This window comes from Psychrobacter sp. 1Y10, from assembly GCF_052259005.1.
In the GTDB taxonomy this organism is placed as follows: domain Bacteria; phylum Pseudomonadota; class Gammaproteobacteria; order Pseudomonadales; family Moraxellaceae; genus Psychrobacter; species Psychrobacter saeujeotis.
Genome location: NZ_JBQQES010000004.1, coordinates 17,644 through 38,337, shown reverse-complemented (window position 1 = coordinate 38,337; position 20,694 = coordinate 17,644). Strand labels below are relative to the sequence as shown.

General features: G+C 42.3%; 19 protein-coding genes. 8 read left to right on the top strand and 11 right to left on the bottom strand.

Annotation, left to right across the window (positions count from 1 at the left end; all coding sequences use genetic code 11):
- The first annotated feature begins 61 nt into the window (after positions 1 to 61).
- From cysE to ACTXGH_RS07120, 3 genes are all read left to right on the top strand, one after another.
- On the top strand, positions 62 to 958 hold the full coding sequence (cysE, locus tag ACTXGH_RS07130; protein WP_439261431.1) for a serine O-acetyltransferase: 897 nt from the start codon (positions 62 to 64) through the stop codon (positions 956 to 958).
- 176 nt (positions 959 to 1,134) lie between these two features.
- A complete protein-coding gene (locus tag ACTXGH_RS07125) occupies positions 1,135 to 1,269 on the top strand; it encodes a hypothetical protein (protein WP_439261632.1) in 135 nt (44 codons plus the stop codon).
- A 75-nt stretch (positions 1,270 to 1,344) separates the two neighbouring features.
- Positions 1,345 to 1,515 (top strand): chlorhexidine efflux transporter, encoded by a 171-nt coding sequence (locus ACTXGH_RS07120; protein ID WP_443561726.1) that lies wholly within the window; start codon positions 1,345 to 1,347, stop codon positions 1,513 to 1,515.
- Between the two features lie 70 nt (positions 1,516 to 1,585).
- Here ACTXGH_RS07120 and ACTXGH_RS07115 read toward each other — a convergent pair whose 3' ends face one another.
- From ACTXGH_RS07115 to pheA, 6 genes are all read right to left on the bottom strand, one after another.
- On the bottom strand, positions 1,586 to 2,146 hold the full coding sequence (locus tag ACTXGH_RS07115) for a 2-amino-4-hydroxy-6-hydroxymethyldihydropteridine diphosphokinase (protein WP_439261433.1): 561 nt from the start codon (positions 2,144 to 2,146) through the stop codon (positions 1,586 to 1,588).
- Complete coding sequence (gene folB / locus ACTXGH_RS07110) at positions 2,139 to 2,549, bottom strand: dihydroneopterin aldolase (protein WP_439296809.1); 411 nt, start codon at positions 2,547 to 2,549, stop codon at positions 2,139 to 2,141. The genes ACTXGH_RS07115 and folB overlap by 8 nt, the downstream gene beginning before the upstream one ends.
- A 62-nt stretch (positions 2,550 to 2,611) precedes the next feature.
- Complete coding sequence (rarD, locus tag ACTXGH_RS07105) at positions 2,612 to 3,574, bottom strand: EamA family transporter RarD (protein WP_299220505.1); 963 nt, start codon at positions 3,572 to 3,574, stop codon at positions 2,612 to 2,614.
- 254 nt (positions 3,575 to 3,828) lie between these two features.
- Positions 3,829 to 6,195, bottom strand: a complete 2,367-nt coding sequence (locus ACTXGH_RS07100; protein WP_439296810.1) for a bifunctional prephenate dehydrogenase/3-phosphoshikimate 1-carboxyvinyltransferase — start codon at positions 6,193 to 6,195, stop codon at positions 3,829 to 3,831.
- A 178-nt stretch (positions 6,196 to 6,373) separates the two neighbouring features.
- On the bottom strand, positions 6,374 to 7,525 hold the full coding sequence (hisC, locus tag ACTXGH_RS07095; RefSeq protein ID WP_439296811.1) for a histidinol-phosphate transaminase: 1,152 nt from the start codon (positions 7,523 to 7,525) through the stop codon (positions 6,374 to 6,376).
- A 117-nt stretch (positions 7,526 to 7,642) separates the two neighbouring features.
- Positions 7,643 to 8,824 carry a prephenate dehydratase gene (pheA, locus tag ACTXGH_RS07090; RefSeq protein WP_439296812.1) on the bottom strand — a complete coding sequence of 394 codons (1,182 nt, stop codon included), beginning with the start codon at positions 8,822 to 8,824 and terminating at the stop codon, positions 7,643 to 7,645.
- Between the two features lie 432 nt (positions 8,825 to 9,256).
- Between pheA and ACTXGH_RS07085 the strand changes: the two genes are divergently transcribed.
- Positions 9,257 to 10,195, top strand: coding sequence for a transaldolase (locus ACTXGH_RS07085; protein WP_439261438.1), 939 nt, complete (start codon positions 9,257 to 9,259; stop codon positions 10,193 to 10,195).
- Between the two features lie 94 nt (positions 10,196 to 10,289).
- Here ACTXGH_RS07085 and ACTXGH_RS07080 read toward each other — a convergent pair whose 3' ends face one another.
- Positions 10,290 to 10,859 carry an adenine phosphoribosyltransferase gene (locus ACTXGH_RS07080; RefSeq protein WP_299220490.1) on the bottom strand — a complete coding sequence of 190 codons (570 nt, stop codon included), beginning with the start codon at positions 10,857 to 10,859 and terminating at the stop codon, positions 10,290 to 10,292.
- Positions 10,860 to 11,140: 281 nt separating this feature from the next.
- Between ACTXGH_RS07080 and ACTXGH_RS07075 the strand changes: the two genes are divergently transcribed.
- Together ACTXGH_RS07075 and ACTXGH_RS07070 are read left to right on the top strand one after the other, a co-directional pair.
- Complete coding sequence (locus ACTXGH_RS07075; RefSeq protein ID WP_058368698.1) at positions 11,141 to 11,305, top strand: rubredoxin; 165 nt, start codon at positions 11,141 to 11,143, stop codon at positions 11,303 to 11,305.
- A 253-nt stretch (positions 11,306 to 11,558) separates the two neighbouring features.
- Positions 11,559 to 12,449, top strand: a complete 891-nt coding sequence (locus tag ACTXGH_RS07070) for an alpha/beta fold hydrolase (protein WP_420884186.1) — start codon at positions 11,559 to 11,561, stop codon at positions 12,447 to 12,449.
- Positions 12,450 to 12,565: 116 nt separating this feature from the next.
- Here ACTXGH_RS07070 and ACTXGH_RS07065 read toward each other — a convergent pair whose 3' ends face one another.
- On the bottom strand, positions 12,566 to 13,669 hold the full coding sequence (locus ACTXGH_RS07065; protein WP_439261439.1) for a WG repeat-containing protein: 1,104 nt from the start codon (positions 13,667 to 13,669) through the stop codon (positions 12,566 to 12,568).
- Between the two features lie 511 nt (positions 13,670 to 14,180).
- Between ACTXGH_RS07065 and ACTXGH_RS07060 the strand changes: the two genes are divergently transcribed.
- Complete coding sequence (locus ACTXGH_RS07060; RefSeq protein ID WP_075103167.1) at positions 14,181 to 15,110, top strand: DMT family transporter; 930 nt, start codon at positions 14,181 to 14,183, stop codon at positions 15,108 to 15,110.
- Positions 15,111 to 15,171: 61 nt separating this feature from the next.
- Here ACTXGH_RS07060 and ACTXGH_RS07055 read toward each other — a convergent pair whose 3' ends face one another.
- Complete coding sequence (locus ACTXGH_RS07055; RefSeq protein WP_439296838.1) at positions 15,172 to 16,491, bottom strand: solute carrier family 23 protein; 1,320 nt, start codon at positions 16,489 to 16,491, stop codon at positions 15,172 to 15,174.
- 656 nt (positions 16,492 to 17,147) lie between these two features.
- Between ACTXGH_RS07055 and ACTXGH_RS07050 the strand changes: the two genes are divergently transcribed.
- Positions 17,148 to 18,584: an L-serine ammonia-lyase gene (locus ACTXGH_RS07050; RefSeq protein ID WP_439296840.1), complete on the top strand. Its 1,437-nt coding sequence runs from the start codon at positions 17,148 to 17,150 to the stop codon at positions 18,582 to 18,584.
- Positions 18,585 to 18,694: 110 nt separating this feature from the next.
- Here the strand turns inward: ACTXGH_RS07050 and ACTXGH_RS07045 are convergent, their stop codons facing one another.
- Both ACTXGH_RS07045 and argJ read right to left on the bottom strand, forming a co-directional pair.
- Positions 18,695 to 19,093, bottom strand: coding sequence for a DUF4377 domain-containing protein (locus tag ACTXGH_RS07045; RefSeq protein WP_439261442.1), 399 nt, complete (start codon positions 19,091 to 19,093; stop codon positions 18,695 to 18,697).
- 361 nt (positions 19,094 to 19,454) lie between these two features.
- Positions 19,455 to 20,678, bottom strand: coding sequence for a bifunctional glutamate N-acetyltransferase/amino-acid acetyltransferase ArgJ (gene argJ / locus ACTXGH_RS07040; RefSeq protein WP_439296814.1), 1,224 nt, complete (start codon positions 20,676 to 20,678; stop codon positions 19,455 to 19,457).
- Positions 20,679 to 20,694 lie beyond the last annotated feature (16 nt).

Below are 20,694 nucleotides of genomic sequence, written 5' to 3'. Positions count from 1 at the left end.
TTTATGCTCTGAAAATGCTATAACTAAAGAGATTGTAATCAAAAATACGATAGGATGATTTATGTCATTGCCAACCGCCTTATTCAAATCAATTGCCAGCATCAAGCACGACCTAAAAGAAGATATTGATGCGGTATTTAATCGCGATCCGGCTGCTCGCAACAGCCTGGAAGTCATCCTAACCTACCCTGGCATTCATGCACTTATTTTGCATCGCGGGGCGCACTGCTTATGGCAAAACGAGCAAAAGCTTGCTGCCCGCGTGGTGTCTTATGGTTCACGTATTATGACTGGTATTGAAATTCATCCTGCAGCCAAAATCGGCAAGCGCTTTTTTATTGACCATGGTGTCGGTGTCGTTATCGGTGAGACGGCTGAGATTGGTAACGATGTTACTTTGTATCATGGCGTTACCTTGGGCGGCGTATCATGGAATAATGGTAAGCGCCATCCAACATTAGAAGATGGTGTCATCGTTGGTGCTGGGGCAAAAGTTTTGGGGCCATTCACCGTTGGCAAAAATGCTAAGATTGGCTCAAATGCAGTAGTTGTAAAGCCTGTGCCAGCGGGTGCAACGATGGTTGGTAGTGCAGCTCGCATGATTTCAGAACATCATGATGAAAAAGGCAACCCAATCATAGCCAAAGTCGACGATGCAAAACAGCAGGAAAAAGCAGCGCAGGCGGCTCAATCTAAGACCACTACACAAAGCACAGCACGCGCTACTGCCTTTCAAGCTTATGGTATTGACCCTACTTCACAAGACCCAGTCGCTGAAGCATTTGCCAAAATGCTCAATCATATCCAGCAGTCTGAAAAACGCTTAGATCAGCTGCAAAAAGCGATGTGTAAGATTGATCCAAATTTTTGCCAAAAAGAATACGACAAATTATGCCTAGAAGATCTAGATGTTATTGATAGAGAAGATATGAGTGAAACAGATGCTAAGCAACACTAGTTTAATTTATAGCTTGGCTATACAACTTATGTAACTAAAAATATGATAAGCCTATTATATACAGCATTCTATCAAATCTAAAAGCTTAAAAAAGCACACTGGAGTTTGCATTGATTACATTAAGCCCTATCAAACGCCGGGTGCTGTATGTCACCCTTTTTGAGATATTTGCTGTCATGTTGACCACATTTATCCTAGTGGTATTAAGTGGCAGTGATACAGAACAGTCGTTGAAACTTGCTGTTATCATAGCTATTACCGCTGTTATCTTGAACTTTGTTTATAGCACTTTCTTTGAGTACTGGGAATGACGCAATCAAATAAAAACCCGTACTTTTAAGATACGTAGTGTCCATGCAATATGCTTTGAAGGAGGACTTACGTTAGTGTGTTTGCCAGTTTATATGTTTTGGTATGGCGTTGGCATATGGACCGCTCTTACCATGGAAGTCTCTCTTACTATTAGCTTTGTAGTGTATATCTTTATTTTTACTTTACTTTTTGACAAAGTATTTACGCCTCCCTATCAAGCTGCTATGACCACAAAATCTCCATAGAGCCTACTAACGAAGATTAAGGTGCTATCAGCGCTAACCGTTCTCTACATCAAACAATACTTCAAGCGATTTATCCAACTTTAAAAATATCACTTGTAATTAACTCTTTAACCCCCGCTCTTTCATGTGCTCTAAATGGATAACGATCTGCCATTATTATCCATTCTTTCAACCATTTGTATTTTTTTTCTTGGCTTAGGCTATTCTTAACGAAGGATGGTTTGACCATCAATATATCGATGTCCATGGTGACTTTTTTTATCTGATTGGCCACTGTTGGCTCGGTTAAACGTTGTCTGTTACAGTCACGTTCAAACTGCTTAAAAGTCTGCTGCAGCTGCTGTAGAGTGAGTGCAGATCTGAGAGAAAGATAAACACATTGGTTGGTATAATCAGGCTTTGGTTGCGCTTTGGTCGATGTAAAATCAGGATTTTGAAATGCAGTAGACAACTGCATGTCTCCTAACACGGCTAGACTTTTTCGAACGCGCGGCAAATAGTACTCGGCTTGATAATTACTACCCAAAGCCAATAATACTGCTGTCACGGACTGCGCTTGCAACGCCTCAGGTGTACAAACCTCTAACGTTTCCAAATCAAAATCAGCCAGATCATTATGTACCTTATGCATCGTTGCCCTTGCTTACAACTGGCTTATCTTCAATGGCTTTTGCATAACGAGTGATTTGCACCCCAACTGCATCGGCCTGCTTAATAGCAGTTGGCTTGGCAACGCTTAAAGTGACTTTATGACAGTGATATTTTGTGAGCAGCTGATCTGCGATTTGGCTAGCCAGATACTCAAGCAATTGCGCCTTGATATCTTGACACCACTCTCTGACATCATCGCAGACCGCTTTATAATTTAGCGCATCATTCACATCATCAGAGAATGCGGCAGCGTTTATATCCGTCTCAAGCGCTATATCAATCAATAATGGCTGCGTAATGGCGCGCTCCCATTCATAAACCCCGATAACTGCCTCTACTGTTAAGCCTTTTACAAATACCACATCAGATTCGGTATGAAACATGATTTCATCCTTGTTTGCTAAGTTTTTGTTTAGGTGATCAATTCTTACTTTACATCCAGTTTTTATTTGGCTTGTTGCAAAGCTTCTTCACGTAGACGCTCAGCTTTTAGCGCTTTACTAGGGCGATGACGCCATAAGTCAATGCTAAATAATAACAGACCAAGCCAAATCAAGCCAAAGACCACTAGACGATGCAAATCAAAAGGTTCTTTATAATAAAATACGGCTAAAAAGAAAATAAAAGTCGGGGTCAAATAATTCATAAAGCTTAAAATGCTATAAGCGACCAGTTTTGTCGACCTATTGAATAGTAATAGCGGTATCAAAGTGATCGGACCTGCCAACATTAATAGCCAAATGTTTGACGTAAACCAAAAGCCAAGCTGGCTACTGACCACATCAGCTTGCCAAAACCACCAAATAAAGATGGGGACGAGCATGGTGGTCTCAACGAACATTGCATCGACAGGAGTCAAAGGCGTTTGGCGTTGAATAGTACCATAAGTACTAAAACTAAAGGCTAAAATGAGCGATAGCCATGGTAAGCTACCCAGCATCACCACCTGAATGACTACAGATAACAATGCAAAACCAATCGCTACCCATTGTAAGGATCGCAGGCGCTCTTTAAATAAAATCATCGATAAAGCAACGCCAACTAGCGGACCAATGAAATACCCCAAACTCGCCTCAAGAATACGATCATGATTGACTGCCCATACGTAGGTGAGCCAGTTGGTCGCAATAATAATACCTGATAAAAAAGTCAACGCTATCCATCTTGGATTTTGTTTTAAGGTATCTATCCACTGCCAACGCTTGGTCACAACTACGACGATTAACAAACAGGCAAACGTCCAAACGATGCGATGACCGATGATTTCTGTCGCATTATAAGCCGCTAGCTGTTTAAAATATAAAGGGAATGCGCCCCATATACAAAAAGCGATCAGCGCAGTGATGATGCCACTTCTCGTAGTTTTGATCGGGACTACTGGTTTTTTGACGACATTTTGGGTAGTCATAAGGCAAGACAACTTATCAGAGCAAAGCACGACCTTACCTATCTTTATAAACAATAAAAGTTTATTGGTAAGAGCGCAGGGTTACTACATATAGGATAAAAAGTAAAAAGCAATGCGTTATACCCATTTAGGTATCAACACATTGCTAACGATGACTGCATTTTCAAAATAAAATATAAGGGTTAGAAATCTCTCAAATTAACCCTCATTTTGGTTTACTCTTAACACGTTTACTCTCTTGGTGTTTTTAATATCTATGCCTTGCTATGATCGACTTGGATAGACATACCGATTTGATTGGCAAGCTCTGCAAAACCTGGGAAACTGGTATTGACCGTTTCAACGCCTTCAATGATAATCTGTTCAGACGCACGTAAACTAGCAACAGAGAAACTCATAGCAATGCGATGATCATGATGCGAGGTGATATGTCCGCCACCAAATACAGGTTGGTTGTTATTCACTTCACCATTTTGACTTTGAATACCTTGCCCTTCAATGATTAAGCCATCGTCCGTAACTGTACAATCAACACCAAGGGTTTTTAACCCATCGGCCATGACGGCGATACGATCGGACTCCTTAACACGCAACTCTTTCGCACCAGTTAATACCGTACGACCTTGCGCACAGCTAGCGGCAACGAATAATACAGGAAATTCGTCAATCGCTAATGGGACTAAATACTCTGGAATTTCAATACCGACTAGGCTTGAACTACGAATGGTGATATCAGCCACTGGTTCGCCACCAACGTGAGTCTCATTACTTAAGCTAATATCTGCCTGCATCAGCTTTAAAATATCGATGACACCAGTACGCGTAGGATTAATACCGACTTGTGTTAAGGTCAATTCACTATCTTGACTGATAGCAGCAGCTACCATAAAAAAGGCCGCAGAAGAGATGTCAGCAGGGACGGCGATATCACCACCTGTCAGCGTACCACCACCTTCAACGCTAATGCGATTGCCATCGACGGTCACAGGATAACCAAAGGCTGACAGCATACGCTCGGTATGGTCACGACTAACCTCAGGTTGAATAACGGTTGTTGTACCCTCGCTCCATAACCCCGCCAACAATAAGCAAGACTTGACCTGTGCTGATGCGACCGGCATATCATAATCAACACCTTGGAGCGGCTTACCGACGTTATCACGGCCAGTAATACTTAATGGCGCTGTGCCACTATGCCCAGTGCTTTGAATGACTGCACCCATCTGGCGAAGTGGTGCTGCGACACGCTCCATTGGACGCTTATTTAAGCTAGTATCACCTGTCAATACGCTATCAAATGATTGTGCCGCCAAGATACCAGCTAGCAGACGCATACTGGTGCCAGAATTACCCATGTATAAAGGGGTTTTGCTAGGTTTTAGACCGTTCATTCCGACACCATGAATAGTCAGTTTACCATTGTCAGGGCCTTCTATCGTCACGCCCATATCACGGAATGCTTGCAGCGTCGCTAACGCATCCTCTCCTTCCAAAAAACCTGTGACGTTGGTCACTCCTGTTGCGAGGCTACCAAGCATAATACTGCGATGGGAGATAGACTTATCACCAGGAATAGCAATAGTACCAGTGACAGTGTTGCTGTTATTGTTGTTGGGAGAAATAAGGTAAGAAGCTGACATAGCAGGGGTATCCGTATAAGGGGTGCTGGCTAACATATGACCAAAATGTCGCCGTGCGGCTTGCGCGCGGCCCAAAAGGCCCATCAGGGCGGTTGAATCTTTATCAATGATAAGTTGGCGTATGTCCTGTAGATAGACGCTGTACTCATCAAGAGCGCTCACAATCGCGCTTTGATTGGCAAAAAATATATCATGCCACATCTTGGGGTCGCTGGCAGCAATACGAGTAAAGTCCCGAAACCCGCCTGCTGCATAGCGAAACATATCTAAATTGTCATCATGACTTGCCAGCTGCTCAACAAGGTTAAACGCAAGCAGATGCGGCAAATGACTGGTATGCGCCAATATGGCATCGTGATGGTCAGCCTCCATTGTCATGACCATGGCTCCTACTGCTTCCCATAGCTGACGTAGATTAGCAATTGCAGAAAAACTGGTCGTTGGTAGGTTACAAATAATGACACTATGATTGACAAATAATGAGGCACGCCTAGCGTGATATCCTGAATTTTCAGCACCAGCAATCGGATGTGCTGGCACAAGCCCTATAGGTAGCGAGGTAAATACAGTTCTGGCAGCCTCAATGATATTGACTTTGGTACTACAGACATCGGTAATGATACAGTCTGTGGCCAGCTGTCCACTGTCCATTGCGTTTTTGATATCCACAAACACGGCTTGTACAGCTTGTACTGGTACCGCAATGACTATCAAATCACTACCACTAACCACGTCATCAAGTACAGAACTACCGGCATCAAGCAATCCATCTTGAATGGCTTCCTCTAAACTTGGCACATGCCTATCTACCGCTACCAAACGCTCGCTTACACCATTGTCTTTAATTGCTTGAGCAAGACTGGCGCCAATTAGCCCTAAGCCAATCACGCAAACCTGTTTAAATAGAGGTGGCTTAACGTTTAAAGACGGTCGTTTATTATTTTTCTGCTTGTTTTGCTGGCTACTCACGGCATTACTCATTGAACAAACCAATCCATACCGCTACGTAAGCTTAAGCATAGATTCAGATTGGCATTATAAAAATTAAATGACAAAAACAGTACTTTTTATTGATCGTCAAAGTATATTAAATATTTCATCCCGAAACTATAAACACTGCCTATTAAATTTCAAAACGTATTACGTAAACTGTATTTACCTAGTCATTGGTTAAGATGGAGCGTAACGTATCAATGAGACGTAAATTGTCTTCTGCAATACCAACAGTAATACGTAACCAATTAGGCAAACCATAACCTGCTAATGGACGCACTATAACCCCCTGCTCTAGCAACGCCTGATAAATAGAAATAGCGGTTATATCTTCCATCTCAACTTTTATTTCCACCATAATGAAGTTAGCATGCGACTTGATAAATGCCAGTCCCAACGCATCAAATTGCTTTTCCAACCAATGCATTTGCTCTTGGTTAGTATTGCGCGTCTCTTCAATAAAATCTTGGTCGCCAAGTGCCGCAACTGCTCCAGCGAGTCCGACGCGGCTGACATTAAACGGCTGGCGAATACGATTGAGCAGCTCTGCCACAGCAGTTGAGCTCAGTGCGTAACCAATACGTAAACCTGCTAACCCATAAGCTTTAGAAAAAGTGCGGACAATAACCACATTATCAAACTCATCTAGCAGCGCACGATTATTACTTTCAGGGCTATATTCAATATAAGCCTCGTCTAATACCACCAATACCGAACTTGGAATACTGGCAACAAACTTGTGCAATTCTTTATGCTGAAGCTGAGTGCCTGTTGGATTGTTTGGGTTTGCTATAAAAACCATTTTAGTATTAGGATTATCGTCTACTGCTTGACGCATAGCGTCCAAATTGTGACCAAATCGATGCGCAGGCACTTCTACACCTGTTGCGCCTTGCATTCTAGTCACCATCGGGTAGACGATAAAACAATACTGACTGTATACTACCACATCATCAGCACTTACAAAGGCACGTGCTAGGATATCCAGCAGATCATTAGAGCCATTGCCTAAAGTAATACACTCTATATTGATATCAGTAAAATCAGAAAGCGCTTGCTTTAAATAGTGTCCGTTCCCATCTGGATAACGTGCCAGCTTTCCTAATTGCTCGGTAATCGCTAATGTTACTTGCGGCGAGCAGCCTATGGGGTTTTCGTTACTTGCAAGCTTCACTACATCGAAAACCCCATATTCTCGACTCAACTCTTCGACAGGCTTGCCAGTCTGATACGGTGTTAGCTCCAAAATACTATCATAGGCTGGTGTCAACGGTGACAACGCTAGCTTTGTCGATTCTGTCGATTTAGTAGGCTGCATAATTTACCCTAAGATGTTATAACCTATTTATTATGAATGACTTATTATTAGTGGTTACTGTTAAAACGCATTCGATGACCGCTTTATTCATACAACATCCATTGCATAACAAGCGCTCTATAGCACAGCTTTCGGATATGAGCCTAGTACACGTACATCTTTCACCAACGGCCGAATATCATCGATAGCTGCACTCACATTTACATCTTGAATATGACCATTCATATCAATAAAGAAGACATAAGCCCATTTATTAGGGCGTTCAGGTCGAGTCTCAATGCTGGTCATCGACACACCATGATATGACAATGGCTTGAGGATTTCGATTAGGGCACCTGCTTTGTCATGAGCTGAGACCACAATAGAAGTCTTGTCTTGTCCTGATGGCGCAATGGCCTCATGACCAACAATTAAAAAACGCGTGGTATTACTAGGATTGTCTTCAATATTTGAATATAGCTTATGTAGATCATACTCTGCAGCGGCGACATCACCTGCGATAGCTGCTGAATGCCACTCGTTTTTAAGACGACGGGCCGCTTCACCATTACTCGATACTGCCACACGCTCAACATTAGGAAAATTAACATCAAGCCAATGACGGCACTGGGCAAGGGACTGCTGGTGTGAATAAATACGGCTTAAGCTATCAACCTTAGTATGTTCAGCAACAAGAAAGTTTTGATGAATGGGTAACTCAACTTCCCCAATAATCTTCAACGTTGAAGATAAGAATCCATCCAAAGTATGGTTGACCACCCCTTCTGAAGAATTCTCAACGGGTACAACACCATACATAGCAGTACCAGCTTCAACTTCACGGAATACATCAGTGATGGTCGTCATCGGTACTGTGTCAGCAGCTTTACCAAAATGCTTTAAGGCGGCAGCGTGAGTAAAGGTACCAACTGGACCTAAAAATGCAATACGCTGCGGCGCTTCTAAATCCAAGCAAACCGACATGATCTCACGGAACAAACGTGCCATTTTTTCATCAGCGATTGGACCAGTATTACGCTCCATGACTGCTTTTAACACTTGTGCTTCGCGTTCTGGACGATAAAAAATAGGATTTTGCTCAGCAGCAAAACCACTTTTTGCTACATGCTCCTTTTTGACAGTTGCCACTTGTTGAGCAAGCTTGGCACGGTCGTTTATTAGCGTATGTATTTCAGTGTCGACCGCATCAATACTGTGGCGCAGTTGGTTCAAAAACTCTTGATCGGTCGCGGTATCGCTTGTACTTGCGGCAGTTGGATTTAGATGATTTGTGTTTTGTTTTGAAGACTGCTCACTCATTACCGCTTATCCTTTTTATTCCTGTTAGGTGTCACTACAGCCTTAAATACTAACGTATCTAGCATGTCACCAATATATTTAAGGTGTTTTATCTTTATCTTATTTATGGCTCAGTTTTTATAATTCGGTTCGTATTATTTAACCTTTACAACTTATTTTTTATAAGTTAACGGTTGGAAAACTTGACAGCCAATCGAACAACCGCCTCTACTATAGCAAAAACCTTGCACAGTGCCCATGCGTAAATAAACTAAATGACACAAAATCATGATAAAGGGCCATCTTTTTTATGATTGCCGAATATATACTTGGGAAAACAGTACCAGCCAAACTATCATGCAAATTTACATAGCAAATTGTGCTACAGTTTCATATGAGTCATACCGCTATTAGGCGAATGGCTACCGTTAACTGTTTTTATAAGGATATATGATGAGCGCATTACAACAACTTAGCACCATGACCACTATTGTTGCAGATACAGGCGACCTTGCCGCTATTGCGCGACTAAAACCTATCGATGCGACCACCAATCCAAGCTTAATCACCAAAGCACTTATGAACTCTGACAATCAAACGCTGCTGCTAGAAACCATGAGCCAACATCAAGGCAATGTGGACGCAGTCATCGACGCGCTTACCATTCAAATTGGCTGCGATATTTTAGAGTTGATCGAAGGTCGCGTATCTACAGAGGTTGATGCTCGCTTATCTTATGACACACAAGCGACTATTGATAAAGCTTTAGAGTTTATGGACGCTTACCAAAAAGCAGGCATCAACTCTGAGCGTATCTTGATTAAAATGGCCGCTACTTGGCAAGGGATTGAAGCGGCGCGCTACCTTGAGACTCAAGGCATCCATTGCAACTTAACGTTATTATTTGGACAACATCAAGCCGTCGCTTGCGCTGATGCAGGGGTCACCCTGATTTCACCTTTTGTCGGTCGTATTTTAGATTGGCAAAAACGCCAACAAAACCGTCAAAACGTCCCCGTCTCTGACGATATGGGCGTACAATCAGTAAAGCTTATTTATCAATACTATAAGCAGCATGGCTATGACACACAAGTGATGGGAGCAAGTTTTCGCTCAGTTGAGCAAATACTTGCATTGGCAGGTTGTGACTTGCTAACCATTGCGCCAAACCTTATTGATGAATTGGCTGCAATGGATACAAGCGTTACGCCTCAACTCTCATCTGCTATGGCTACAGATGCGGATGCTATGAAAAAGGTCAGCTTGACTCATGAGGCTTTTATTCATGAGTATCAACAGGATAAAATCACACAAGATTTGTTGCCTAAAGGCATTGATGGTTTTATTGGTGCACGCGACGAGCTGGCTCAGACGTTGGCAGCATTACGCTAATAATTCATACAAAATGATATAGCTGCCCTTATTTAATAAAAAAGCGCCCTAACAATTAAGTTGGTGCGCTTTTTTCGTATTTTAACAGCGATATTTAAGCCTTCAAAACTGTGTAAACAGGCACTGCAAACTCACCATGTAAGTCGACTAGATCAAGCAATACTAAAGCCCCTACTACCGTATGTTCAGCTGATCTACATAGCTCATAAGCAGTCGTAAGCGTGCCACCGGTCGCCAAAATATCATCAACCAATAGTACGCGCTCAGGTGGCAAGTTATTTTGCATCTCTAGAGTATCTTTGCCGTACTCTAGCGCATAAGCCTTATTAGCAACTGGTGGTGGCAATTTGCCTGGTTTGCGTAGCAGTATCATCCCTTTACCCAATCGACCTGCCAGTAAGCTTGCAAACACAAAACCGCGTGCTTCCACTGCCCCCAAACAATCCACTTCATCGATCAATCCATCAGGTAATGCTGCCAAAAGTGCATCGATAACCTCATCAATATGACTACGCAGTAACGGCGTAATATCATAAAAATCAATGCCGACTTTTGGAAAGTCAGGTACAGTACGTATAATTTGCCAAAATGGATGGTCAGTATTCAGCACATGAGATGGCTTGGATTTGTTATCAACTGGTATAGCGGCGGTAGTAACGCTCATAATCACCCTTCATTTAAAATCATGTACAGTAGTAAAAATGCATGTAATGCCTAAATTGGCGGCGCTCATCATAACACAATGACTGTTATTTTGATGAGCCAACACAGATAGATAAGGTCAATTACATCAAGTAAAATGTAATCTATAACTTGATAAATGCTTACTTATCTCAATATACAAGTGTAAACTTAACCACGTAAAGTGTCGTTATATGATAAACTACGGGCGCTTTTGCAGGCTGCTAATAAAGATAGAACCAGTAACAATTGATAGGATTATGTATGAAACGTTATGAATGTATTGTGTGTGGTTGGATTTATGATGAGGAGCTCGGCTGCCCTGAAGAAGGTATCGCTCCTGGTACTAAATGGGATGATATCCCTGATGACTGGACATGTCCTGAATGCGGTGTTGGTAAGTTAGATTTTGAGATGATGGAAGTCTAGATTTACAGAACGCTAACTAGGATATCCCATGACGAATTCGAATTATTCTGATGACACCACCCCTTATTTTGGCTCAAACAAGCCTATAGACACACAAATTAGGGACAAATCTGAGGTAACAGGCTTACCTGATGTTTCTGATAGTTTTCCAATGCCTGTTGATTCAGCATACAGCTACCCTACACCAGCTTGGGAAACGCTTGGTGAGCATAACTGGCGAGCGTCAGATCTGAGCGATCATCTTTATCAAGCCATGATTGATATCGGTGATGGTATTAACCTATGTGTCGAAGCTGGTGGGAATCCTACTCATCCGCCCCTACTTATGGTAATGGGTCTTGGCTCGCAAATGGTGTTTTGGCCAGATGACTTTATAAAACGTCTGATTGATGCTGGTTTTTTTGTGATTCGTTTTGACAATCGTGATATTGGTCTGTCTTCTAAAGTTCAGATTGAGGGTTTGCCACGTGTAAGCCAGCTTAAGATGATGCTGCGTTTGCAAACGGGGCTGTCCAACAAGAGCCAACAGGTTGCTTACAACCTAACCGATATGGCAGAAGATACTGTACGCCTAATCAAGGCCTTGAATCTTGGTAGTACACATCTGCTCGGCGCTTCTATGGGCGGTATGATTGCACAGATCGTTGCTGCGCGCTATCCAAGTTTAGTAGAGCGTCTAGCGCTGATGTTTACCACGACCAATCGTGCTTTTTTAAAGCCACCCAAACCCAAGCAGTTATATACCTTGATCAATCGTCCTGAGAGTCATTCTGAGCGTGATATCGTACGCCATAGTGTCTGGTTTATGAAAACAGTAGGGACGCCCGGTCATGTTAACGTACGAACGGTACGCGAAATTGCCAAACTTCGCTATCAACGTAACTTCCACCCGCTAGGTACGGTGCAGCAGTTAAATGCTATTTTAGCATCAGGCTCTATTAGTCGCTTTAGTAAGCAAGTCAAAGCGCCAACCATTGTTATTCATGGTAGTGCAGATGGTTTACTGCCAGCTTCGCAAGGTCGCGTAGTGGCTAAGACCATTCCAAATGCGAAATTCCATTTAATTGAGGGCATGGCACATGATATTCCAGCGTACTATCAACCTTATCTTGTTGATTTAATACGCAATCATCTATTAAATTAAACAGCTTAGATTGAATGGTTTTTAACACGCTACTCTATTAATCCTAAAAAAGGCTAGAAAGCACAAATAGTATGTGTTTTCTAGCCTTTTTTTAGCAGTGTTTCATCCATATATGACTACTCACAGCTGACGTTATCACCTTTTTTATCAATACAAATCTTACTACCATCTTTTAGATTGCCTACCCACGCTTTGTTATCTTTAAATATAAACGCAGTCGGTTTTTTAGCACTTGTATCTTCAGCGCTGCTTTCATCTTCGACATTGCTTGTATCTTTATTACTGTTATTCTCATTATCAGCAATCAAGCCACTATCCTCGAATCGAAATGGTATAACCAGCTCACCCCCTAGATTTACAAACCCCCATTTATCATTCAGACGCACGGCAGCCAATCCTTCAGAAAATGAGCGTACTTCGTCAAATGAATAAGTAATCATAGTGACGTTTTTATCATCAACGAAACCCCAACGACCATCTTGCTGATGAGGCTGCAAAGTCGTGAAAGGTGTGGGTCTTGGTTGCTGCGTTTGAGCAGTAGCAGACATTGCCCCACTGTTACCCTCTTTAGCATTGGGGTCGCTGGTGGTTTTGCCATTTTTGTCCAGCCAGCTTGTAGACTGGTTTCTACGTATGCGAGCAACTCCGCCTCGATAATCGTCGATGTCAGTAATCGTCGATGAAAAAGGTACGATTGTCTGGTTGCCAGTGCCGATAACGCCATAATCACCGTTTCTTTTGACAACGATACGGCCCTCAGACACTGGACGCGCCCAGCCTCCATTGCCCTTGAACATCTCGTATATGGTAGGAACCACTTCACGACCTTGCATATTGATATAACCGACGCGGCCATGACGCAATACAGGCAATAATCCGCCTGCCATATTATTGGCATCCACCTTTTGGTAGCGTGACAGATCAACGACCCTTTTACCTTTGCTATTAATCAATGCAACTGGTGCGCCAAAGTCTGTTATCGCTAAGTAATGGCCACTAGCGGACGTACAAGAGACGTTTTTATAGTAGCTTTTGGGTATTTTGCAGCTAGCAGCGTTGGCTGTCGGCATTGAAAATACGGTAGTTAACAATATACCAGCCATCAAAGATAGTCGCGAGCCTTGTAATAGTGATAAAGTGGGCGCTGATAATGGTACAGATTGTCGCTTTGATAACATTTGCGCAACTGTTGACCATTTTAGTATGGAGTGTTGAGACATAGTCAAACCTAATTTAAAAGTATCAATGCCTACCGTAATCGTTGTTAAAGGCATTAATAACAATAAAAAGTACAAAAAGAAGTGCAAAAAAGACGTGCAGAACTGACTAGAATAGTAAGCGATTAAGACTTACGATTATAAGTAATCACAGTAGCAAATAGTAGCAATTTAACCAACACTAGTCTTGTAAGAATGTGACCCTGATATGCATAATGTGTCAAAAATTTGTCATGTATTAAGACAAGCGATGCATTTATAAAAAAATATCGCCGTTGTTCTCAAGAGATATTAATGCCCCTTGTATAATAAAGTGAAGCGTTTGTCATTGTACATTTTTAGCTACTTTTAAGCCGCCAGAAACGTATAAGCCGCTTATAACATCACTATAAGCTCAATGTTTTAACCTTGTTTTTTGCCTTGTAGATTCAAAATTCTTTGCGACAGTCACTATAGTCTGAGCGTTATTTTTATTTGCCTATCTGATCACATGATTGTGGTATAAGGATAATTTATGGCGGTTGCCTCTTCATATTCTGCAACGATTGGTTTAACGATTGGTTGTATTATTTTTGGCTTAGGAAGCCTAATTGTCGCCCATGTCGATATTGGCGGTTGGGCAATGGCCTTTTGGCGCCTTGCTATTTCAGGCGTTATATTTGCAATATTGGCAAAGTTGACTGGACAAAGGATGCCGCATTCAAGGCGTGCCATCATCTACGGTTTATTATCGGGCGTATTTTTAGGATTGGATTTAGCGCTTTGGCATGAGAGTATCTATGCCGTTGGCCCTGGCATCTCAACCTTACTCAACAGTTTACAGATTTTCTTTTTGGCGGCTATCGGGTTTTTATACTTTAATGAGCGTCAGTCTGCCTTACAGCTACTCAGTCTGTGCCTAGCGATGTTGGGCGTGGCAATGATTGGTAGCCCTGAGTTTGCGCATAACACTAACGCGACTTGGGGTTTTATTGCTGGCATTGTGTCAGGAGGGATGTTGGCTGCGTCTATGACTTTTATTCGTAAGACTCATGATACAGAACCGACCCCGATCTTTGTATTGATGCAACTGATTAGTATTGGCGGGGTGCTCGCTATGATCGTGCCAATGCTCGTTTTAGATACGGGCAATATAATGCCTAATACGTTGTCTGAGGTTGGTTGGGTGCTGGTCTATGGCGCGGTGATGCAATGTGTGGCATGGGGGTTAATTGCCTATTCTATACCTAAATTATCATTGGCACTAACAGGACTGCTTTTATTAACTGAGCCAGTTGCAGCGCTAATTATCGATTATAGCTGGCTGGACAAACCTATCAATACTTTACAATGGAGCGGCGCGCTACTGACTATGTTTGCCATATATTTAGGCTCAATCAAACCCAAGCCAGGCGCGCTGCGTCGTTATCGATTTTTTTCAAGGTTTTATAGACGTAAATACTAGTAAAGGCTGTTCATCATTACAATAACTATTGTTAGGTATAAGAATACCTAAATATAATACTCTACTCTTTTTGACTATTAAACAAAGCGTTTAGTATGATAGCGGTCAGAGTTGCTGTACCGATACCACCTAAGTCAAAACCTCCTAGATGTAAGCTAAAGTTCCCCGTACCCATAATCACCGTAACGGCAGCAATGATAAGATTGCTGTTTTTGCTAAAATCAATGTGACTGTCTATCCATATCTTCACCCCAGCAATAGCAATCAAGCCAAAAACGACAATAGAGGCACCGCCCAATAATGCTGGAGGAATCGTCTGAATAATAGCGCCAAACTTTGGCGACAATCCTAGTAAAATAGCAACCAAACCTGCTATGACAAAGATAGTTGTACTATAGACCTTGGTTACCGCCATCACACCGATGTTTTCAGCATAAGTCGTCACCCCAGTACCACCAAACCCCGCTGAAAACGTCGTCGCCACACCGTCAGCTAAAAATGCACGGCCCATATAAGGCGTAACGCGTGATTTGGTCATTCCTTCTACTGCTTTAAAGTGTCCAAGATTTTCGGCAACGAGAATAAAAGCCACAGGCGCTATCAAGATAATAGCACTCATCTCAAAACGCGGCGCATGTATACCTGGTAGCCCAAACCATGAGGCAGCAGCCACACTTGTAAAATCAATCGCTGTGCCAAAACCCAATAAGTTAGTCATAACATAGTAGGCGATGTAGGATAATATCAAACCCACTAATAACAGCAAACGTCTTAGCATACCGCGAGTAAACACTGCCACACTACTGATTAGTAGCACAGTTAATGCTGCCATCCATGCGTCAAACTGATTGGCCGACACCCCTTGAATAGTAACTGGTGCTAGATTAAGACCGATAATCATGACAATAGCACCAGTCACAATAGGCGGCATTAAACGCTCAATCCAGCCTGTGCCAGTTTTCATTACTAACAAGCCTATTAGCGCATAAATAATCCCGCAGGCCATAATGCCGCCTAAAGCGACATCTAAATTGGTATTAAAGCCTACGCCAGCATAAGCTGTCACAGCAATGACAGGGCCAATAAAGGCAAAGCTTGAGCCAAGATAGCTGGGCATACGACCGCCGGTAATCATAAAAAACATCACCGTACAGATACCTGACATCAAAATAGCCAAGTTAGGATCAAAACCCATTAATAGCGGTGCAAGGACGGTGGCACCAAACATAGCAAAGGTATGCTGAACACCAAGTAAAATACTTTTAGAAGCGGGTAGATATTCATTGATACCGACAGGATTGTGGTCAAGATCCCCACGATAAGGTCGCCATGTGGGGAACCAGCGTCCATTTTCAAAGTCTGGGTTATTGGCAAGTTGCATTGTAGCTAGACTGATACCTGCTGCTTCTAATGCCGTTGGAGGGGTTTGAGTTTTGGCGCTATTTTCTGAGTGAGATGAATGCTGTGTCTTGGCGGGGTCTTCTGGAGGAGTTACCATGCGCGTGTCCTATGTGGCCGAAAATAATAGCTAAAAAGGATAAATAAAGAGTTAATGACGCAAGCACCATCCTATTTAGTATATCTCACCATATTGCTGACTTCATCTAACAATATTTATTTAGCTTAACCTGCAACACTGGTATACTTAACAAATGGTGGTTGTTTATACAAATTTGGTACATTTTACTAGATGTCTGATGCAAGATATGTTCTACTAAATCCGTCGCTTTGGCGGATTTTGACCCAGTATGCCTTACAACAGCAACAGCTTACAGGATGTTACATAGGCATCAACGCCAAGCATCATAACGGAAATCTATAATAAACAAAAGCTATTATTCTTCCATCATCCGTACTACCGAGTTTAAGCGCTTATATAGATGATGCTACAAATTCATTGTTTAGCAATGGCTACTCTTTACTGTAATTAGGCACGCTCGTGATGTTTGCGATATTGATTAAGCGATAAAGTCGTTTTTATTAATAAGTTAGCTACGATAACAACCCTATTTACTCACTTTTATTTTTTGGTAATTTATTATGATTAGTGTATTTGATCTATTTAAAATTGGTATTGGTCCTTCAAGCTCACATACTGTAGGGCCTATGGTAGCCGCTAACTTATTTTTGACTTCTTTGAGTAAACAATTCGAGCTAACAGACATCACAAAATTAGAGATTGAACTATACGGCTCACTCGCTGCAACGGGTGAAGGGCATGCAACTGATACAGCTATTCTATTAGGTTTACTTGGTCATACGCCAAGTACCATCGACACACGACTGACCAGCCAATACCTCACACCTATCTTTTCAGATAAAAAAATGAATGTATCAGGTCATCATGTTATCGACTTTGATACAGAGCATGATATCTACTGGTATGACGATACTGTTCTCCCTTATCATCCTAATGCGCTGACCATTCGTGCCCTATTGGCAGACGACACTCATTATCAGCAAACTTATTACTCAGTCGGTGGTGGCTTCGTTATTAATGACGATGATGCACATAATCCAGATGAAGATCATGGTACGCCAACGATCGATATAGTCCCTTATCCTTTCAATACTGCAGCTGAGCTACTTGAGCAGTGTCGTCAGCACAAGTTAAGTGTGAGCGAGTTGGTATTGGCAAACGAATGCCATTATCGTGATAAAGAAGAGATTTTTGCCTATCTAGATTCTATTTGGGGGGTAATGCAAAACTGTGTCGAACAAGGTTGTCAGAACAGTGGCATTTTACCAGGTGGTCTGGACGTCAAACGCCGTGCTCAAGCGTTGTATCTGCAGCTATGTGCTGAAAAAGACAAACCTATTGCAAAAACCGATAAGCTTGCTGCAATGGATTGGGTTGATTTATATGCCCTTGCCGTCAATGAAGAAAATGCAAATGGGGGTAATGTCGTCACTGCTCCAACCAATGGTGCTGCTGGTATTATCCCTGCAGTTATGTGCTATTATCGCGACTTTTTATCGAACTACAGTCAAGCAGGTGCTCACAAATTCTTGTTAAATGCCACGGCAATCGGTAGCTTAATCAAACAAAATGCGTCAATCTCTGGTGCTGAAGTTGGCTGCCAAGGTGAAGTCGGCTCTGCTTGTGCGATGGCTGCATCTGCATTAGCAGAGATTATGGGCGGCGATCCTGCCAAATGTCTCAACGCAGCTGAGATCGGCATTGAGCATAATCTAGGTCTTACCTGTGATCCTGTTGGCGGCCTCGTACAAGTACCTTGTATTGAACGTAATGCTATGGGCGCAGTAAAAGCAATCAACGCCGCTCGTCTTGCCTGCCGAGGCAATGGTCAGCATTTTGTTTCATTAGATAAGGCAATTGAGACCATGAAACAAACTGGTGCTGATATGTCGGACAAATATAAAGAGACCGCACGTGGTGGTCTTGCCGTTTATGCAGATAATCGCATACCTACCGCTACCCATGGTGTTAGCGTCAACTATAGCCAGTGCTAAAACTATGATTTAAGAATATAAAGTTAATAACTACCATAAAAAAGCCTCTAATAACTTAGAGGCTTTTTTTGGCGTTCTTACTAACTACTTAGTAATTGTAATAAAAAATATTATTCAGCAGTTTTTGAGATAACGTCGTTTAAGATCCAAACAGGCTTAACCACACCAGTTTCAGTATCAGCAATTGCTTCTTGACGCACATCTAACATGTAGCGATAGTTTGGCTCATAGGTAAAGCCTTGGATGCTACCGTTCAACGTGTTGTAATTCTTTTGATAGCTTTGGCGGTATTGTAAACACTGTGTTTCAACTGTATTTCCAGTAGTATCCATACGCTCACAAAGTGCTTTGCGCGGGGCAACTTCTACTTCAAAGCTTGGAATATTCACAACTTTAACGTTTACTGCTTGACCCTCTACTACCATGGTACGCTCATCGTCTAGACCCATCGTAGAACAACCTGCTAATGCAAAAGTGGCTGCAAATGCTGCAATTGCTAATTTTTTCATTTTTATACCCTCAATCAATTATCGTTAAATAGCTCATATCTTATTCATTAAATATTGTTAGTCTATTTATGGCTCTTGTAGAGCCTTATAAATAACACATCACTTCAAGATATAAACATTAATAATAAGTACACTTCTATAAGGACTAGATATAATGCCCAAACAAAAGCAGTACTACTTATTGTTGTACTGCAATTAGTATAGGTCTTGAATAAGCTTTGTCTCTATAACTGGTTTGTAACGTAACGTCAGTATTTGCAACTGGTGTTATTCAAACGTACTCACACCTTATCGAATTTTTATATTATAAGCCAAAAACTATTAATCATAGGGATTGAATAGAAATTAATACAACGCCTATTTAGCTACGATAATCTGCATTAATTTTGACATAATCATAAGATAGATCACAGGTATAAACAGTGTCGCTGGCATCACCTCGCGCTAAGTCAATATGAATAGTAATTTCAGGGCGACTCATAACGGTCTTGCCAGCCTCTTCGGTATAATTTGGTGCTACCCCTCCGTTTTGACAGATCATAACATCATCTAAATACACATCTACTTGCTCAGTGTCTAAGTCTTCGATACCAGCATAACCAACTGCTGCTAAGATGCGGCCCCAATTAGCATCGCTTGCAAAAAACGCTGTCTTTACCAATGGTGAATGCGCAACTGCATAAGCCACATCGCAGCATTCTTGAGTGGTTTTACCACCGGTGACTTTTACGGTCATAAACTTTGTTGCACCCTCACCGTCGCGTACAATTAATTGGGCCAGACGCACGAACACATCAGTTAGGGCAGTAAGTAGCGACTGATAATGTGGATGCTCAGGACTATCGATTACATCGGTACTGGCAGCCCCTGTCGCTATCAATACGCAGCAGTCATTGGTTGAGGTATCGCCATCGACGGTAATACGGTTAAAAGACTGCTCATTAATAGCAACCAGCATCTCTTGCAATAGGTCAGCTGCAATATTGGCATCAGTCGCCACATAACCCAGCATGGTCGCCATATTAGGGCGGATCATGCCTGAGCCTTTAGATATACCAGTGATATGATAGCTCGTATCTGCAATATCCACTTTTTGGCTTGCAAGCTTAGGAATAGTATCAGTCGTCCGAATCCCATTAGCCGCTGCCAACCAGTTATCTGCTTTTAAGCTGTCTAAAGCCTTATCTAACCCCGCTATGACCGCTTCACTATTTAGCGGCTCACCTATCACACCAGTAGAGAACGGCAGCACCGCACTGGTGTCTACGCCAGCCTTACTCGCTAAAGCCACGCAAATCTCTTCTGCGCGGCGCTTACCATCAGCACCTGTACCCGCATTGGCATTACCTGTATTGGTCACTAAATAACGTGGACTGGCCTTAGCAAAGTGCTCTCGCAATACACGTACAGGTGCGGCACAAAATGTATTTTTAGTAGTTACAACTGCGCTAGTCGCAGTCTCAGCAATTTCGATGACCACTAAATCGTCGCGGTCTTTATAGCGCACGCCTGCTGCGGTAGCACTTAATTTGATACCGTCAATAGGATAAATAGTATTGGGTACTGCAACGTTTCCGACAGCCATAGCTCAATCCTTACCA

What these genes read in the sequence shown, in the direction of transcription:
- pheA (WP_439296812.1), bottom strand. Translation starts at nt 8,824, where the DNA reads ATGAGTGAGCAGTCTTCAAAACAAAACACAAATCATCTAAATCCAACT.
- ACTXGH_RS07060 (WP_075103167.1), top strand. Translation starts at nt 14,181, where the DNA reads ATGGCGGTTGCCTCTTCATATTCTGCAACGATTGGTTTAACGATTGGT.
- ACTXGH_RS07045 (WP_439261442.1), bottom strand. Translation starts at nt 19,093, where the DNA reads ATGAAAAAATTAGCAATTGCAGCATTTGCAGCCACTTTTGCATTAGCA.
- rarD (WP_299220505.1), bottom strand. Translation starts at nt 3,574, where the DNA reads ATGACTACCCAAAATGTCGTCAAAAAACCAGTAGTCCCGATCAAAACT.
- ACTXGH_RS07085 (WP_439261438.1), top strand. Translation starts at nt 9,257, where the DNA reads ATGAGCGCATTACAACAACTTAGCACCATGACCACTATTGTTGCAGAT.
- ACTXGH_RS07100 (WP_439296810.1), bottom strand. Translation starts at nt 6,195, where the DNA reads ATGAGTAATGCCGTGAGTAGCCAGCAAAACAAGCAGAAAAATAATAAA.
- folB (WP_439296809.1), bottom strand. Translation starts at nt 2,549, where the DNA reads ATGTTTCATACCGAATCTGATGTGGTATTTGTAAAAGGCTTAACAGTA.
- hisC (WP_439296811.1), bottom strand. Translation starts at nt 7,525, where the DNA reads ATGCAGCCTACTAAATCGACAGAATCGACAAAGCTAGCGTTGTCACCG.
- ACTXGH_RS07125 (WP_439261632.1), top strand. Translation starts at nt 1,135, where the DNA reads ATGTTGACCACATTTATCCTAGTGGTATTAAGTGGCAGTGATACAGAA.
- ACTXGH_RS07080 (WP_299220490.1), bottom strand. Translation starts at nt 10,859, where the DNA reads ATGAGCGTTACTACCGCCGCTATACCAGTTGATAACAAATCCAAGCCA.
- ACTXGH_RS07115 (WP_439261433.1), bottom strand. Translation starts at nt 2,146, where the DNA reads ATGCATAAGGTACATAATGATCTGGCTGATTTTGATTTGGAAACGTTA.
- ACTXGH_RS07075 (WP_058368698.1), top strand. Translation starts at nt 11,141, where the DNA reads ATGAAACGTTATGAATGTATTGTGTGTGGTTGGATTTATGATGAGGAG.
- ACTXGH_RS07065 (WP_439261439.1), bottom strand. Translation starts at nt 13,669, where the DNA reads ATGTCTCAACACTCCATACTAAAATGGTCAACAGTTGCGCAAATGTTA.
- ACTXGH_RS07055 (WP_439296838.1), bottom strand. Translation starts at nt 16,491, where the DNA reads ATGCAACTTGCCAATAACCCAGACTTTGAAAATGGACGCTGGTTCCCC.
- argJ (WP_439296814.1), bottom strand. Translation starts at nt 20,678, where the DNA reads ATGGCTGTCGGAAACGTTGCAGTACCCAATACTATTTATCCTATTGAC.
- ACTXGH_RS07070 (WP_420884186.1), top strand. Translation starts at nt 11,559, where the DNA reads ATGATTGATATCGGTGATGGTATTAACCTATGTGTCGAAGCTGGTGGG.
- cysE (WP_439261431.1), top strand. Translation starts at nt 62, where the DNA reads ATGTCATTGCCAACCGCCTTATTCAAATCAATTGCCAGCATCAAGCAC.